At 73.9% G+C, this 14,566-nt stretch carries 12 protein-coding genes and 1 tRNA gene; 4 read left to right on the top strand and 9 right to left on the bottom strand.

The genetic code is table 11. The annotated features are described in order from the left end of the window. The 3 genes from ACPYO4_RS03970 to ACPYO4_RS03960 all read right to left on the bottom strand — a co-directional run. On the bottom strand, nucleotides 1–210 hold a 210-nt coding region (locus ACPYO4_RS03970; protein ID WP_425707915.1), incomplete at its 3' end, for an adenine-specific methyltransferase EcoRI family protein. Between the two features lie 196 nt (nucleotides 211–406). Next, a tRNA-Met gene (locus tag ACPYO4_RS03965) sits at nucleotides 407–480 on the bottom strand. Between the two features lie 226 nt (nucleotides 481–706). Next, a complete protein-coding gene (locus ACPYO4_RS03960) occupies nucleotides 707–3,766 on the bottom strand; it encodes a UPF0182 family protein (RefSeq protein WP_425707914.1) in 3,060 nt (1,019 codons plus the stop codon). 202 nt (nucleotides 3,767–3,968) lie between these two features. Between ACPYO4_RS03960 and ACPYO4_RS03955 the strand changes: the two genes are divergently transcribed. Then, a complete protein-coding gene (locus ACPYO4_RS03955) occupies nucleotides 3,969–4,604 on the top strand; it encodes a PPA1309 family protein (protein WP_425707913.1) in 636 nt (211 codons plus the stop codon). Between the two features lie 73 nt (nucleotides 4,605–4,677). Here the strand turns inward: ACPYO4_RS03955 and ACPYO4_RS03950 are convergent, their stop codons facing one another. After that, complete coding sequence (locus ACPYO4_RS03950; protein ID WP_425707912.1) at nucleotides 4,678–5,835, bottom strand: YlbL family protein; 1,158 nt, start codon at nucleotides 5,833–5,835, stop codon at nucleotides 4,678–4,680. Nucleotides 5,836–5,972: 137 nt separating this feature from the next. Here ACPYO4_RS03950 and ACPYO4_RS03945 point away from each other — a divergent pair, with 137 nt between their 5' ends. Beyond that, entirely contained in the window at nucleotides 5,973–7,577 is a 1,605-nt protein-coding gene (locus ACPYO4_RS03945; RefSeq protein ID WP_425707911.1) for a zinc-dependent metalloprotease, read from the top strand. Nucleotides 7,578–7,748: 171 nt separating this feature from the next. Further along, nucleotides 7,749–8,774: a hypothetical protein gene (locus ACPYO4_RS03940; protein ID WP_425707910.1), complete on the top strand. Its 1,026-nt coding sequence runs from the start codon at nucleotides 7,749–7,751 to the stop codon at nucleotides 8,772–8,774. A gap of 154 nt (nucleotides 8,775–8,928) precedes the next feature. Here ACPYO4_RS03940 and ACPYO4_RS03935 read toward each other — a convergent pair whose 3' ends face one another. The 3 genes from ACPYO4_RS03935 to ACPYO4_RS03925 all read right to left on the bottom strand — a co-directional run bounded on the left by ACPYO4_RS03935 (nucleotide 8,929) and on the right by ACPYO4_RS03925 (nucleotide 11,879). Continuing rightward, nucleotides 8,929–9,282 carry a WhiB family transcriptional regulator gene (locus ACPYO4_RS03935; protein ID WP_425707909.1) on the bottom strand — a complete coding sequence of 118 codons (354 nt, stop codon included), beginning with the start codon at nucleotides 9,280–9,282 and terminating at the stop codon, nucleotides 8,929–8,931. Nucleotides 9,283–9,366: 84 nt separating this feature from the next. After that, a complete protein-coding gene (locus ACPYO4_RS03930; RefSeq protein WP_425707908.1) occupies nucleotides 9,367–9,591 on the bottom strand; it encodes a hypothetical protein in 225 nt (74 codons plus the stop codon). Between the two features lie 167 nt (nucleotides 9,592–9,758). After that, a complete protein-coding gene (locus ACPYO4_RS03925; protein ID WP_425707907.1) occupies nucleotides 9,759–11,879 on the bottom strand; it encodes an ATP-dependent DNA helicase UvrD2 in 2,121 nt (706 codons plus the stop codon). Nucleotides 11,880–12,111: 232 nt separating this feature from the next. Here ACPYO4_RS03925 and ACPYO4_RS03920 point away from each other — a divergent pair, with 232 nt between their 5' ends. Beyond that, nucleotides 12,112–12,372, top strand: coding sequence for a mycoredoxin (locus ACPYO4_RS03920; RefSeq protein ID WP_425707906.1), 261 nt, complete (start codon nucleotides 12,112–12,114; stop codon nucleotides 12,370–12,372). 44 nt (nucleotides 12,373–12,416) lie between these two features. Here the strand turns inward: ACPYO4_RS03920 and nudC are convergent, their stop codons facing one another. Then, nucleotides 12,417–13,373 carry an NAD(+) diphosphatase gene (gene nudC / locus ACPYO4_RS03915; RefSeq protein WP_425707905.1) on the bottom strand — a complete coding sequence of 319 codons (957 nt, stop codon included), beginning with the start codon at nucleotides 13,371–13,373 and terminating at the stop codon, nucleotides 12,417–12,419. Between the two features lie 60 nt (nucleotides 13,374–13,433). Next, the gene (mnmA, locus tag ACPYO4_RS03910; RefSeq protein ID WP_425707904.1) at nucleotides 13,434–14,528 is read right to left on the bottom strand and encodes a tRNA 2-thiouridine(34) synthase MnmA; all 1,095 of its coding nucleotides are present in this window, start codon (nucleotides 14,526–14,528) and stop codon (nucleotides 13,434–13,436) included. Nucleotides 14,529–14,566 lie beyond the last annotated feature (38 nt).

Genomic DNA, 14,566 nt, shown 5'->3' with positions numbered 1-14,566 from the left:
CTTGGCGAAGTTGGACCACTCCGGGTCGTCGCACGGCAGCAGGATCACCTTGTCACGGAAGACGTCAGGGTCGTACTCCAGGTAGGCGTTCATCTCCCGCTCGATGTCCGCCCACTGCGTGTAGAACTCATCGTTCTTGGCGGCCTTCGCCGAGACCAGGTTGGCGTTCCTCGTCCGCACTCTGGTGGTGCCCTCCGCCTCCGTCACCATCGTCGCCCTTCCTCACCGGCTCTGCTGCACCGCCGGAAGCGGGGCGCATCTCTGAGGCGATCCTATCGACGGCGACCGACAGCCCGGGTGGCCGGGCTTGATTGCCAGACCGTAGGTTAGACCGTAGTCGGGGCGTTGCCGGGGACATGAAGAAGGCCCCTGACCAGCGTTTCCGCTGGCCAGGGGCCTTATCTCGTAGCGGGGACAGGATTCGAACCTGCGACCTCCGGGTTATGAGCCCGGCGAGCTACCGAACTGCTCCACCCCGCGGCGACTCCTCAACATTACGACACGGGGAACAGGGACTCAACCGATGACGACGTGGGTCCGCTCACCTTGCGACCCGCCTCACGGCCGCACCCGGGCACGTTCACGGCCCCCGCCTCGGGCGCGAACGCCGTCGGCGGGGGCCGGTGATCGTCAGGCGACCAAGTGCCGACCGGCCGGGACGCGACGGAGCCCCGACCTCGCGGCCGGGGCTCCGTCGTCGTGCGGGCTACTCGCTCGGGGTCTCGACCCCGGGGGACGGCGCCTCGGACGCGGACTCGCCGATCGGGTCCTCACCCGTCGCCGCGGCGATCTCGGCCTCGGCCGCGAGCGCGTCCTCCACGGCCGCACTGAGCCGCTCCTGCGCCTCGCCGTAGGCCGTCCAGTCGCCGGCCGCCATCGCCTCGTTGGACTCGGCGAGCGCCGCCTGCATCTCGGCCAGTGCGTCGGCGAGCCGCTGCTGCGCACCGGCCGGGACGTCGACCGAACCGGTCGGCTCCTCAGGCTCGGCGCCCTCGGACGGGGACTCCACGCCGGCGCCCTCGCTCGTGGCCGCGCCGGACTCGCCCTCGAAGATCTGGTCGAGGGCCTCGTCCAGGGTCGGGGCGAACCCGATCTCGTCGCCGAACGCCACGGCCACGCGCTGGAGCGTCGGGTACGCGGTACCGCCGGATGCCTGGAGGTACACGGGCTGGACGTAGAGCAGACCGCCACCCACGGGGAGCGTGAGCAGGTTGCCGAGGAGGACGTCGGAGCCACCCTGCCTCAGGAGGTTGAGCTCGGTGGAGACCTCCGGGCTCGAGTTGAAGTTGTTCTGGACCTGCCCGGGTCCCGGGACGGTCGAGTTGCGCGGAAGCTCGATGAGCCGGATGTCCCCGTAGCCGTCCCTCACCTCCCCCGGGGTGTTGCCCGTCTCCGAGTCGACGGCGACGAACCCGGTGAGCACGTTCCTCGGGTTCTCACCGCCGGGGATGTACGCGGTCGACAACGAGAACGTCGCCTCGTCCTGGCCGGGCATCTGCAGGGTCAGGTAGAACGGCGGCTGCTGCACGCCGTTGCCGGACGCCGTCGGGTCGGTCGGGATGTTCCAGAAGTCCGCACCGGAGTAGAAGGTGGCCGGGTCGGTCACGTGGTACTGCGACAGGAGCGTGCGCTGCACCTTGAACAGGTCCTCCGGGTAGCGCATGTGCGCCATGAGGTCGCCGCTCATCTCGCTGACCGGCTGGATGTTGCTCTCCGGGAACACGGACTGCCAGGCCTGAAGGATCGGGTCCGGGTTCTCGTCCTCGCCCTGCTCCCACTCGTAGAGGGTGACCGAGCCGTCGTAGGCGTCGACCACGGCCTTGACCGAGTTGCGGATGTAGTTGACCTGCTCCGGCACGTAGGCCGTGCCGGCCACACCGGCCTGCCCCTCGGACAGGGAGTCCTCGGTGGCCTCCTCGAGGGACTCGCGGGCCGAGTAGGGGTAGTCGTTCGACGTCGTGTAGCCGTCGATGATCCACACGAGCCGCGACGGCGTCTCGGGGTCGTCGTCGTCGTCCACGACCGCGGGGTAGGCCCGCGAGTCGAGCGTGAGGTACGGGGCTGCCCGGGCGACGCGCTCGTGCGGGTCGCGGTGGAAGAGGATCTGCGACTCCGACGTCACGCGGTCGGAGAACATCAGTTGGATGTCGCCGAAGCGCATGGCGAACATCGCGCGCTCGAGGAAGTTGCCGATCGACGGTCCGCCGTCGCCGGTGAACGTCGAGTTGACCTGCCCGTTGGGCGCGGAGTCCGACGGGTAGTCCAGCTCCCACGGGTCGGTCCCCTCGGGGGCGCCCACGACCGAGTAGAAGTCGGTGTCCTGTCCGAAGTAGACGCGCGGCTCGTAGTCGCCGAGCTCTCCCTGGGACGGGATGCCCTCCTGGAAGAACAGCGGACGGCCGTCCCGGTCGAGCGAGTTGCCCTGGGCGGCGACGACGCCGAAGCCGTGCGTGTACACGGTGTGCTGGTTGACCCAGGTGCGCTGCTCGTCGCTGAGGCCGTCGTGGTTGACCTCGCGCACGGAGATGACGGTGTCCTGCATCTCGCCGTCGAGCTCGTAGCGGTCGACGCTCAGCTGCTCCGGGAAGCCGTAGTACTGGCGGATCTGCTGGAGCTGGTCGAACGTCGGCGACACGAGGTTGGGGTCGAGGAGGCGGATCTGCGTGGTCGCCGCGCTGTCCTCGCCGAGCTGGCCGCGCTCGACGTCGGTCGTCGGCTCGTACGGCTCGCTGTCGACGCCGTCGAGCCCGTACGCCGCCCGGGTGGCCTCGATGTTGCGCTGGATGTACGGCGACTCGGCCTCGATGGCGTTCGGCTCGACCTCGAACCGCTGGACGACGGCCGGGTAGGCGGTCCCGACGACGATGGCCGCGACCACCATCATCGCCACCCCCGCGGCGGGCAGGCGCCAGGTGCTGCGCACCGCGGCGACGACGAACATCACGGCGACGAGCACCGCGATGGCGGCGAGCACCGCGCGCCCGGGTAGCGCGGCGTTGACGTCGGCGTACGAGGCACCCGAGAAGCGCTGGTTGTCACCGACGAGCAGGGAGTAGCGGTCCAGCCAGTAGGAGAGGCCCAGCAGCAGGGCGAACAGCGCCGCGAGCACGCCGAGCTGGACGCGCGCGCCACGGGAGACCCGGCTGTCCTTGCGCGCCAGCGAGAGCCCGCCGTAGAGGTAGTGCGCGACCACGGTGGCGATGAGGCCCAGCACGACGATGGTCATGACCACCGACAGCAGGGCGCGCAGCGCCGGCAGGGTGAAGACGAAGAAGCCCAGGTCCAGGCCGAACTGCGGGTCGGTGGTCCCGAACGTCTGTCCGTTGAGCCACAGCAGCAGCTCGCGCCAGGACGACTGCAGGCGCAGGCCCATGAAGATGCCGGGGACCAGCGCGGCGGCGACGAACAGCAGCCTCCGTCGCGGCTCGATCATGCCGCGGTAGCGGTCGAGGTTCCGCTCCTCCGGAGTCGTCGGGGCGTAGACCTTCCGCGAGCGGTAGGCGATCTCCAGGCACGTGAGCACCACGCCCGCGGAGACGACGAGGCCGATGACGAACAGGACGGCGCGCGAGCCCCATTCCCGGTAGACCACCCCCTCGTAGCCGATCTGGTGGTACCAGGACAGCTCCGTCCAGACCTGGGCGAAGGCGAACACGAGCGCCGCGAGCACGCCGATGACGATGATCGTCATCGCGAGGGTGCCGACGGTGCGCTCGTTGGAGCCCGAGCCCGGTCGAGGGCCCTGCGCGCGGCCGGGTCGGGACATGGGTGGAATGGTCACGCGGAAGGCACCTCACGGATGTGCGGTCGCGCGGTCCGGCATCGGGCCCCACGACTGTCGATGGTCCACTCCAGGGTAAGCGCTGCACGCCCGGCCCGGTTCGCCCCTCGGGAGGCCTCGGCCACGTTGTTCGCGCAGGGCGCAGCCTCGGCACCCCGCCGGTGCACGCGTGGGTGAGGATGGGCCCATGACGGACGCCCCGAACCCGCCCGAACCCGGTCCCACCACGCCCGGCGGTGCCGTGCCCGCAGCCGGCACCGACACCCCGTCGACCGACGGTGCCGCGCCGTCCCCACGGACCTCTGCCGTGCGAGCCGCGGTGCTCGACCTCGAGCGGCACGCCGCCCGGGCCGGCTGGGACGGTCCGGTGATCGTCGCGGCGCTCGTGCGCACCGGCGAGGCCCTTGCCGCGGACCCGTCGCTCGAGACGACCCTCGGGGTCGAGGCCGTGCTGGCGGGCCGGACGGATCCCGACCACCTGTTCGCCGTCGAGCAGGAGGGCCTGCCCGAGTCGGACACCCTCGACGAGCTCCTCGGTCAGCTGGCGTGGCCGGACGAGGTCGCCGGCGCCGCGATCGTCGTCGAGCGGATCGTGGTCCCGCCGGAGGCGGAGGCCGGGCTGCCGTCGGACCCCGAGGAGTCGCTCCGGGCTCTCCGGGAGCACCCGTCGCGCGAGGACGTGCGCATGGCCGTCGGCGTGCTGCGCTCCGGCGAGTCGTGGTGCGCGCTGCGCACCCGCGCCCACGACGACGACACGATGGTCGCCGGCTCGCCCGACGCCGTGCCCGGCCTCGTCCACGCGCTCGCCGCGACCCTGAGCTGAGCCCGCGCGCGGGGCCGGCGGCCCCGGGGCGGGACGCCTCAGGAGGGGCCGGCGGAGTCGGTGCGCGGCAGCGTCAGTCGGCCGCGACGACGTCGCAGCCCGGCAGCTGGTCACCGCGCCCGGCGGCGATCTCCTCGACCGCGGTGCGCGCCTCCTCGAGGGTGGCCACCCGGACGACAGTGAGCCCGTCCGGCACGTAGCCCACGGTCTCCGCGCAGTTCGATGCGGGGGCGAGGAACCAGTCGGCGCCGTCGTTCTCGGCACCCACCATCTTCTTGCGGACGCCGCCGATGGGCCCCACGCGGCCGGCGAGGTCCATCGTCCCGGTGCCGGCGACGACCTCGCCGCCGGTCAGCTCGCCCTCGGTGAGCATGTCGATGATCGCCAGGGCGAACATCATGCCCGCGGAGGGCCCGCCGATCCGGTCGATGTCGAAGGCGACGTCGACGGGGAGATCCACGTCGGGCAGGATCCCGATGCCGAGGAGGGAGCCCTCCTGCAGGGGCGCGCCGGTGGCGTCGACCGGCGGGGCCGACGTGACGACCTCGACCTCCCGCGGCTCGCCGTCACGCTCGACGCGCAGCCGCACGGTCTGTCCCGGCTCGACCTCGGCGAGGGTCCCGACCAGCTCCTGGTAGTCCGGCACGTCCTCCATCCGGCCGCCGGGGGCGGCGATGCCAGTGATGACGTCGTCGACCTCGACGACCCCCGCGGCGCCCGAGTCCTGAGACACGACCGAGACCGTCAGCGTCATGGGGATCTCGTGCCCGAGCTCGGTGAGGGCGGCGACCGTGGAGCTCGTCTGTGAGGACAGCATCTGCGCCTGCCCGCGCTCGGCGATCGACTCGGACGTCTCCGTCTCGGAGTACACCGCCTCGCGCGGCACGACGGTCTCCGAACCCAGCACCCAGCCGCGGACCACGTCGCCCGCGGTGACCGGGTAGCCCGGGCCGCCGAGCGTGGAGACCGTGGTCAGGCGCAGCTCGCCGGAGGTGGGGTAGGTCTCCGCGCCGTCGACGGTGATGAGCGGGTGTCCCTGGAGCTCGCCGAGGGTGTCCGCGGTCGGCCCGGGGCGCTCGACGACGTACGGCACCGGCACGAGCATGATGACGAGCAGCAGCAGGACCGTGAGCGTGCCGGAGACCGCGAGCGTGAGCGTGCGTGCGGCGAGAGCGACGCGGGACTCGTCCTCGGGCACGTGCGCGGTGTAGGGGTCGTTCGGGATCGGCACCCGGCCATCATGCCTCTCACCGGCCACGACCGGTCACACGGCGGCGGGGACCTGCGGCCTTAGCCGTGGGCGAACCGATCCCGGGCCGCAGGTCCGCGCGCACTACCGTGGCACCACGACCGATGCCGAGGAGTGCCATGAGCCAGGACCCCGCCCCGCGCGAGCCCGACGACGGCGAGAGGAGCAGCTGGGAGGAGATGCTCTCCTCGATGCTGGGCCCGGAGGCCGCTGCACAGGCCGTCCAGGCGATGCGCAGCGCCGGCATGGACCCGGCGACGATGGGTCAGGCGGCCGGCCTGCCGGGTGACGCCTCCGCGCTCGCCCCGCTGATCGCGCAGGTCCAGGCCATGATGCGCCCCGACGGCAGCGGCCCCGTCAACTGGCGCCTCGCGACCGACCTCGCCCGGCGCACGGCCGTCACCGGTGGCGACCCGGCCGTCACCTCGGCCGAGGCCGACTCGGTCCGCGCGGCCCTGCGCGCTGCGGACCTGTGGCTCGACGTCGCGACCGAGCTCCCGCCGTCGGGCGGCCCGCGCGAGGCGCTGACGCGCGCGGCATGGGTGGAGCGCACCCTGCCGATGTTCCGCTCGCTGGCCGAGCCGGTCGCCGCGTCGATGTCCCGGGCCATGGCGGCGGCGATCCGCAACCAGCTCGAGGACGCGCCCGAGGAGCTCAAGGCGTTCGGCGCGCAGCTCGGCGACGAGAGCGGGCTGCTCGGTCAGATCGGGCAGGCCGTGTACGGCATGCAGCTCGGCCAGGCCGTCGGCACGCTCGCCCGGGAGGTCGTGGGCACCACGGACATCTCGATCCCGCTGCTCGAGGAGCCGGGCGCGGCGCTCGTTCCGTCCAACGTCGCCGACTTCGCCGAGGGGCTGGACGTCCCCCTCGACGAGGTCCGGCACTTCCTCGCCGTGCGCGAGCTCGCGCACGCCCGCGTGTTCACCCACTCCCCGTGGCTACGCTCCGGAGTGGTCGACGCGGTGAGCGCCTACGCCCGCGCCATCGTCATCGACACCTCGAAGATCGAGGAGGCCGTGCGATCCGTCGACCCGACCGACCCGGAGGCGCTGCAGGGCGCGATGGCCGGGGGCGTGTTCGACCAGGACGACACCCCCGAGCAGGAGGCGGCCCTGAGCCGCCTGGCCACCCTGCTCGCTCTGGTGGAGGGCTGGGTCGAGGAGGTGACGGCGCGCGCCGTCGCGCCGCACCTCCCCCACGGCGTCCAGCTGCGCGAGATGGTCCGGCGCCGGCGCGCGGCCGGCGGGCCCGCCGAGCAGACGTTCTCCACGCTCGTCGGGCTCGAGCTGCGCCCCCGCAGCCTCCGGGAGGCCGCGCGCCTGTGGGAGCTGTACGGCGCGGAGCGCGGTCAGGCCGCCCGCGACGAGCTGTGGTCCCACCCCGACGTGCTGCCCACCGCCGAGGAGCTCGCCGACCCGGAGGGCTTCGCCGCGGGACGGGACCGGGCGGCCGAGGAGTCCTCCGACCTCGACTCCTTCCTCGCCGGGCTCTTCTCCGACGACGAGGCCGGACCCGGTCGGGATGACGCGCCGCACGAGGCGGACGCGGAGACCCGGATGGACGCGCCGGACGCCGGACCGGACGGTGGCCCGGCCGGCGGCGGACCGGACAACGGGGCCGGTTCCGACGGCAACGGCGACGACGGGGCCGGTTCCGACGGCGACGGCGACGGCGACGGCGACGGCGACGGCGACGGCGACGGCGAGGAGCCTGCCCGGTCGTGACTCCGGACGGCGCTGCCCGCGCCCGGTCCTGACCACTCCCGTTCGTGACCACTCCCGGTCCGCACCGCACCGGGTCGTCACGGCGCCAGGTCCACAGCCACCCACCACCTGGGGACGACGCCGACCCGGCCACCCGCCGGGCTGGCAACCTGCGTCCCGGGGGTGGTCGAGATGCGACTGGTGTCCGGGATGGACGTGCTGTGGCGGGGCGCCGGGTCCTCGCAGGTGGGGACCGACCCGCGGTGCGCGGTGGTCCTCGACGGGCTCACCGGCGCCGAGCAGCGGCTGCTCGAGGCGCTCGACCGGGCGCCCACGAGGGCAGACCTGCACCGGTACGGGGCGACGGCCGGACTGACGAAGAGCCAGGTGGACCACCTCGTCGAGCTGCTCACGCGCGCCGGTGTCCTCACCCACCAGGCGTCCGAGATCATCGGGCACGGCTCGGGCCGCCGCCCGGCGGGCGACGGTGCCACGGGTGACGCCCAGTGGCGCGACCGGGCGGGTCTGGCAGGTCTGCCCGCGGCCGACACGGTGCGGGAGCGCACGGTCGTCGGCGTCACCGGTCTCGGTCGCACCGGCGCCCTGACGGCGACCGGCCTCGCCGCGGCGGGCGTCGGCACGCTCCTCGTCTCGGACCCGGCACCGGTGCTGTCCACCGACGTGCTGCCCTACCGGGCGCCGGACGTCGGTCGGACGCGGGAGTCGTGCGTGGTGGACGACCTCCGGGCGGCCGTGCCCGCGCTCCGGATCGGCGCCGCCCCCGGGACCCGTCCCGATCTCGTGGTGGTGACGACGCCCAGGGTGAGCGATCCCCCGCTGCTGCGTCGGCTCGCGCAGGAGGACGTCGCGCATCTCGTCGTCGTCGTGGGCGAGCTGGCGACCACCGTCGGACCGCTGGTCGTGCCCGGGCGGGGTCCGTGCATGCGGTGCCTCGACGTCGCCCGCGCCGCGGCCGAGCGGGCGTGGCCGGCGGTCGCCACCCAGCTGCGGGTGCTGCCCGAGCCCGCGGAGTCCTACGCGCAGGCGAGCTGGGCGGCCGCCACGGCGGTGGGCGCCGCCACGGCGTACCTCGATGCGCCGGGCACGCCGCACGCGCTCACCGGGGCGTCGCTCGAGCTGGACCTCGACGGCGAGGAGATCAGGCGGGAGTGGGCGGTGCACCCGGAGTGCGGGTGCACCGCCCCCGTACCCGGGTAGGGCTCGAGGGCGGCGCGCCCGGGTCGAGCGCGGTGCGGTGCACCCGGGGTGGAAACGGGGGCAGCGCGCTCGGTTCCGGCACGGGCGCGGCGACAGGCGCCCGGCCGTGGTCGAGGTGAGGCGGGCGGCGGGAGACGTGTTCCCGCCGCCCGCCTCACGCGGCGGCGTCCTTCCGCGGGCGTCCGCGGCCGCGCTTGACGGCCACGACGACGCCGTCGACGAAGACCTCTCCGCCCCACACGCCCCACGGCTCTCCGCGCTCGACGGCGCCGGCCAGGCAGGCCTCCCGCAGGGGACAGGGCGCGCACCGGGACTTGGCGAGCTCGACGTCGGCCGTGCGCTCGGCGAACCACAGGTCGGGGTCGTCCGAGGTCAGGCAGGGCAGCTCGTCGGTGCCCGCGTCGTCGGCGGGCAAGGGCGGCGCGAGGCCGATCGTGACGGGGACGGGACGGTTCGTCGCGTCGCTTCTGGTGGACGGGGCCAGGTACGCAGTGGTCTGCGTGCTCATCGGGTGCTCCGGTCGTGCGTCGGTCTCCTGGTGGGGGACGGCGACTAGGCCGTCGGGATGTCCCGACGGCGCACGCGGAGCGTGTCAGCCCAGGTCGGGACGGAGGTGCGCCGTGGGGCGCGCGCAGGTTCGCGGGCGAGCGAGGGCGGAGTTCACCCCCGGTGCCTCGCCGCCACGACTCCCCATGAAGGGAGCGACACCACCCGCGAGGAGGGTGCCGACGGTGCCCGCGAGCGCGTCACGCGCGTTGGCAGCAGTCACGGCGAGATCGCAATCGATCGCGTAGCTGGTGTTCATCATCCCGAGCACCTCCTTCTCCTCAGCGGGGGACCGTCGTGGCTGGCTAGACCCGATCCCGTTCGACACGGACAGATGTGACATTAGGCGGCACGGTGGCGCGGCACAAGGGAATTAACGGAAGAGATCGTCGGACCCGTCCGAGGCGGCCCCTATCAGGCGGCCTCGTGCCGCACGCCTCACCCCTCGGTGCGGGCGAGCCACTCCTCGACGTCGACGTCCTCGCCACGGACGACCGCCAGCACCTGGCCACCGAACCGGTCGAGCTTGGTGGCGCCCACGCCCCGGATGAGACCGAGCTGGCGCAGGTCCGCCGGACGGTGCACGGCGATCTGCTGGAGGGTCGCGTCCGGCAGCACCGAGTAGGCCGGCCAGCCGCGCAGTCGGGCGGCGTCGGCCCGCCAGGCGCGCAGCCCCTCGAAGAGCTCGACCGCCTCCGGGTGCTCGGTCGCGAAGGTCTCCGCCCGGGCCCGTGCGGCGGCCCGCTTGCCGACCCGGTCACCTCCTGCGCCACGACCGGCGCGCTCCTCCTCCGGCCACATGCCGTCGAGGAACCGCGACCGCTTGCGGCTCGCGCGTCCGCCGACCTGACGCGCGCGGGCGAAGCTCAGCTCGAGGTGCTCGCGGGCACGCGTGACCCCGACATAGAGCAGGCGGCGCTCCTCGGCGATCTCCGCGTAGTCGCCCGCGTGGGAGATCGGCAGGAGCCCCTCGGACACGCCGACGAGGAACACGGCGTCCCACTCCAGCCCTTTGGCCGCGTGGAACGACGCCAGGGTCACGCCCTCCACCGTGGGCGCGTGCTGGGCCGAGGCGCGCTCGTCGAGCTCGGCGACGAAGTCGCCCAGATCGGCCCGCCTGGTCGCGGCCAGGTCGTCGGCCAGCTGGACGAGGGAGTTCAGCGCGTCCCACCTCTCGCGGGCGGCGCCGCGCTGGGCGGGCGGCTCGGGCGACCACCCGGCGCCGGAGAGCAGGTCCCGCACGGTAGGTCCGAGCTCGGCGTCGGCCATCGAGCGGACGGCGCCGCGCAGCAGCACGATCGCCTCGCGGACCTCACGCCGGGAGAAGAAGCGCTCGCCGCCCCGCAGGAGGTAACCGATGCCCTGCTCCGCGAGCGCCTGCTCGAGCGCCTCGGACTGGGCGTTGGTCCGGAACAGGACCGCCATCTCGCTGAGGGAGACCCCCTCCTTGGCGAGCTCCCCGATCCGGCCGGCGACCCCGGCAGCCTCGGCGGCGTCGTCGTCGTAGGTCTCGTACCGCACCGGCACGGAGCTGGGCCGCTGCGCGACGAGCTCGACGGCGGCCCGGTCCCGGTCACGGCCGGCGCGGGCGAGGATCTCGTTGGCCACGCGCACGACCTGGGGCGTGGAGCGGTAGTCCCGCACGAGCCGCACGACGGCGGCGCCCGGGTACCGCCTGGGGAACTCGGTGAGGAAGCGCGGGGTCGCCCCCGTGAACGAGTAGATCGTCTGGCTCACGTCCCCGACGACGCACAGCTCCTTGCTGTCGCCCAGCCAGAGGTCGAGGAGACGCTGCTGCAGCGGCGAGACGTCCTGGTACTCGTCGACGACGAACCGGTTGTACTGCCCGCGCACCTCGTCACGGACGTCGGTGCGCTCGATGAGCATCGCGACCATCGAGAGCAGGACGTCCTCGAAGTCGATGACGCCCCGCTCGGTCTTGACCGACTCGTACAGCTCGAGGAGCCGGGCGATCGTGGCGCGGTCGTGGCCGCCGACCTCGTCCCGGTCGGTCTTCGCGGCGACGCGCGGGTAGTCCTCGGGGGTCACCAGGCTGACCTTGGACCACTCGACCTCGGCGGCGAGGTCGCGCACGGTCACCCGGTCGGCACCGAGCCCGAGCCGGCCCGCGGCCTCGGCGACGAGGCTCGCCTTGTGCGGAGCGATCTGCGGGACCGCCCCGCCGACGACGCGCGGCCAGAAGTACGACAGCTGGCGCAGGGCCGCGGCATGGAACGTGCGGGCCTGGACGGCGCCGGCGCCGAGGTCCCGCAGGCGGGAGCGGAGCTCGCCGGCGGCGCGCGCGGTGAACGTGACGGCGAGCATCCGCCGCGGGTCGTACGCGCCGGTGCGCACGCCGTAGGCGATGCGGTAGGTGATGGCCCGTGTCTTGCCCGTGCCGGCGCCGGCGAGCACGGACATCGGTCCGGTCAGGTGCTCGGCGACCGCCCGCTGGTCCGGGTCGAGCGCCTCGAGGAGCTCCGCGGGCTCACCGGCGGCGGGCTCGGGCGCGGACGGGTCACGGGTCGGGTCGGCGGGTTCGGTCAGCGGGTCGGACATCGCCCCCAGTGTCTCAGGGGGCGACGACACCGACGCCCCGCCTGTGGATCACCGGACCTCCGCGGCGCTCTGCGTCCCTGGTCCGCGACCGTCCCGAGTCCGATCCCGAACCCGGTCCACGCGACACGCTGACGCGCTGCTGAGGCATCGGCGTACGGTGGGGTCGTCGTCATGGTCGACCCCCGTCGGCGACGAACGACGCCCCGCCCCCTCCCCCACGCGAAGGACGACGATGACGGTCCCCACCCCCCGGCCCGGCACGGTCACGATGTTCACGACGACCTGGTGCGGGTACTGCCGCAACCTCAAGAAGCAGATGACCTCCGCCGGCGTCGAGTTCACCGAGGTCGACATCGAGCGGACGCCCGACGCCGCCGCGCTGGTGGCCGAGGTCAACGGCGGCGACCAGGTGGTGCCCACCGTCCTGTTCGCGGACGGCTCGACGGCGACGAACCCCTCGCTCAGCGAGGTCCGCGCGCACCTGGCCGGCTGACACCCGCGCGGCGGCACACCGCGCGAGGAGCGCGGCGCCTCGGCTCAGCCGAGGAGCTCGCCGCCGTACCAGTCCTCGATGAGCGAGCGGGCGATCGAGCTGCGCATCGGCAGGTAGACGTCGCCCACCCGGACCGCCGCCGCGAGCTCGTCGCGCGTGAACAGGCGCAGCTCGGTGACCTCCTCGCCGTCCGGCCGCGCGTCCTCCACACCCTCGATCCGGGCGGTGTAGCCGAGCATGAGGGAGCACGGGAACGGCCACGGCTGCGAGCCCCGGTACTCCATGTCGACGACGCGCACGCCCGCCTCCTCCATGATCTCCCGGCGCACGGCCTCCTCGGCGGCCTCGCCCGACTCGACGTAGCCCGCGAGCGTGGAGAACCGGCCCGCGGGCCAGTGCGCGGCGTGACCGAGCAGGAGGCGGTCGCGGTCGTCGACGAGGGCGACGATGACGGCCGGGTCCGTGCGCGGGAAGTGCTGCTCCTCGTCGGTCGTGCAGCGCCGGACCCAGCCCGCCGCCTGCACCTCCGTCGGCTCCCCGCACCGCGGGCAGCGGGGGTGCCGGTGGTGCCAGGTCGACAGGGCGACGGCCGTCGTGGCGAGGCCCGCGTCCCGGTCGGACAGCGCGTCGCCGACGTCGCGCAGGTGGGCGAACTCCAGGCCGTGCACCGCCTCGACGAGCGCCGCGTCCTCGACGACCGGCACGCCGTCGAGGTCCCGCACGTCGCCCAGGTCGTCCGGAAGGTCGGCCGAGAGATAGGTGCCGTCGGCGTCCGCCCCGAGGAGGTGGATGCGCTCCGCGTCCCAGCCGATGCTCGGCAGCTGGCCGGGCGTGAGAAGGACCAGCGCGTCGCCGTCGACGGCGACCTCGCCGCGCCGCACGAGCAGCACCCTGGTGCCGGGCTCCTGACGGAGCCGGTCGTAGAGGCCGTCCTCGTTCCGCCGCTCCGCGGCCTGGTCGACGGTGGAGCGGGCGAGGGGCAGGTCGTCGAGCATCGGCATGGCCCCACGGTAGGCCCGAACCGACCCGGCCGGAGGGGCCCGACCGGAGAGCGTGGCCGGTCAGCCCCGCGAGCTGATCGTCGCCTGGCCGAGGACGCGGTCGCCCAGGTAGACCACCGCGCTCTGACCGGCGGCGACGCCCCGGATCGGCTCGCGCAGGTCGATGCCCAGGCGCTCGGCCCCGTGCTCGTCACGGTCGCGCGTGACCACGGCCGGGTGCGCCGCCCCGTGGGCGCGGATCTGCACGGCGGCCTCGGTGGGGACCTCGGCGGGGTGGTCGTCGGCGAGCCACACGACGTCGCCCGCCTCGATCCGCCGGGTGGAGAGCAGCTCGGCGGGACCGACGACGACGCGCGCGGTCGAGGTGTCGACGTCGAGCACGTAGCGCGGCCGGCCGTCCGCGGCGGGCCGCGTGAGGCCGAGACCCTTGCGCTGCCCCACCGTGTAGGCGTACGCGCCGTCGTGCTCGCCGAGGACCTCGCCGTCGGTGCCCACGATCTCGCCGGGCTGCTCACCGAGGCGGGAGCGCAGGAAGCCGGCGGTGTCGCCGTCGGCGACGAAGCAGATGTCGTAGGAGTCGGGCTTGGTGGCGACCGGCAGGCCCCGGGCCTCGGCCTCGGCGCGGACGTCGGCCTTCGCGCGCACGTCCCCGAGGGGGAACAGCGCGCGGCCGAGCCCCTCGCGGCCGGCGACGGCGAGCACGTAGCTCTGGTCCTTGTCCGGCTCGGCGGAGCGGAACAGCCGGGGCCCGGCGCCCGTGTGCTCGAGGCGCGCGTAGTGGCCGGTGGCGACGGCGTCGAAGCCGAGGGCCCGGCCGCGGTCGGCGAGGACGGAGAACTTCACGTGCTCGTTGCAGCGCACGCACGGGTTGGGCGTGCGGCCCGCCTGGTACTCCTCGAGGAAGTCCTTGACCACGAGGTCGTCGAACTGCTCGGACAGGTCCCACACGTAGTACGGGATGCCGAGGATGTCGGCCGCGCGGCGGGCGTCGGAGGCGTCCTCGATCGAGCAGCAGCCGCGGGAGCCGGACCGGTGCTCGGCGCGGTTGCGGGACAGCGCCATGTGGATGCCGACCACGTCGTGGCCGGCCTCGACGGCGCGGGCCGCGGCGACGGCGGAGTCGACGCCTCCGCTGAGGGCGGCGAGCACGCGCATGGGGATCCTTCCGGGTCGGTGGGCGCCAGCCATTGTCG

Origin of the sequence: Georgenia sp. Z1491 (assembly GCF_049856175.1) — a bacterium.
In the GTDB taxonomy this organism is placed as follows: Bacteria; Actinomycetota; Actinomycetes; order Actinomycetales; family Actinomycetaceae; genus JB111.
Note: the sequence above shows the minus strand (reverse complement) of the source record. Positions and strands in the feature narration are given on the sequence as shown.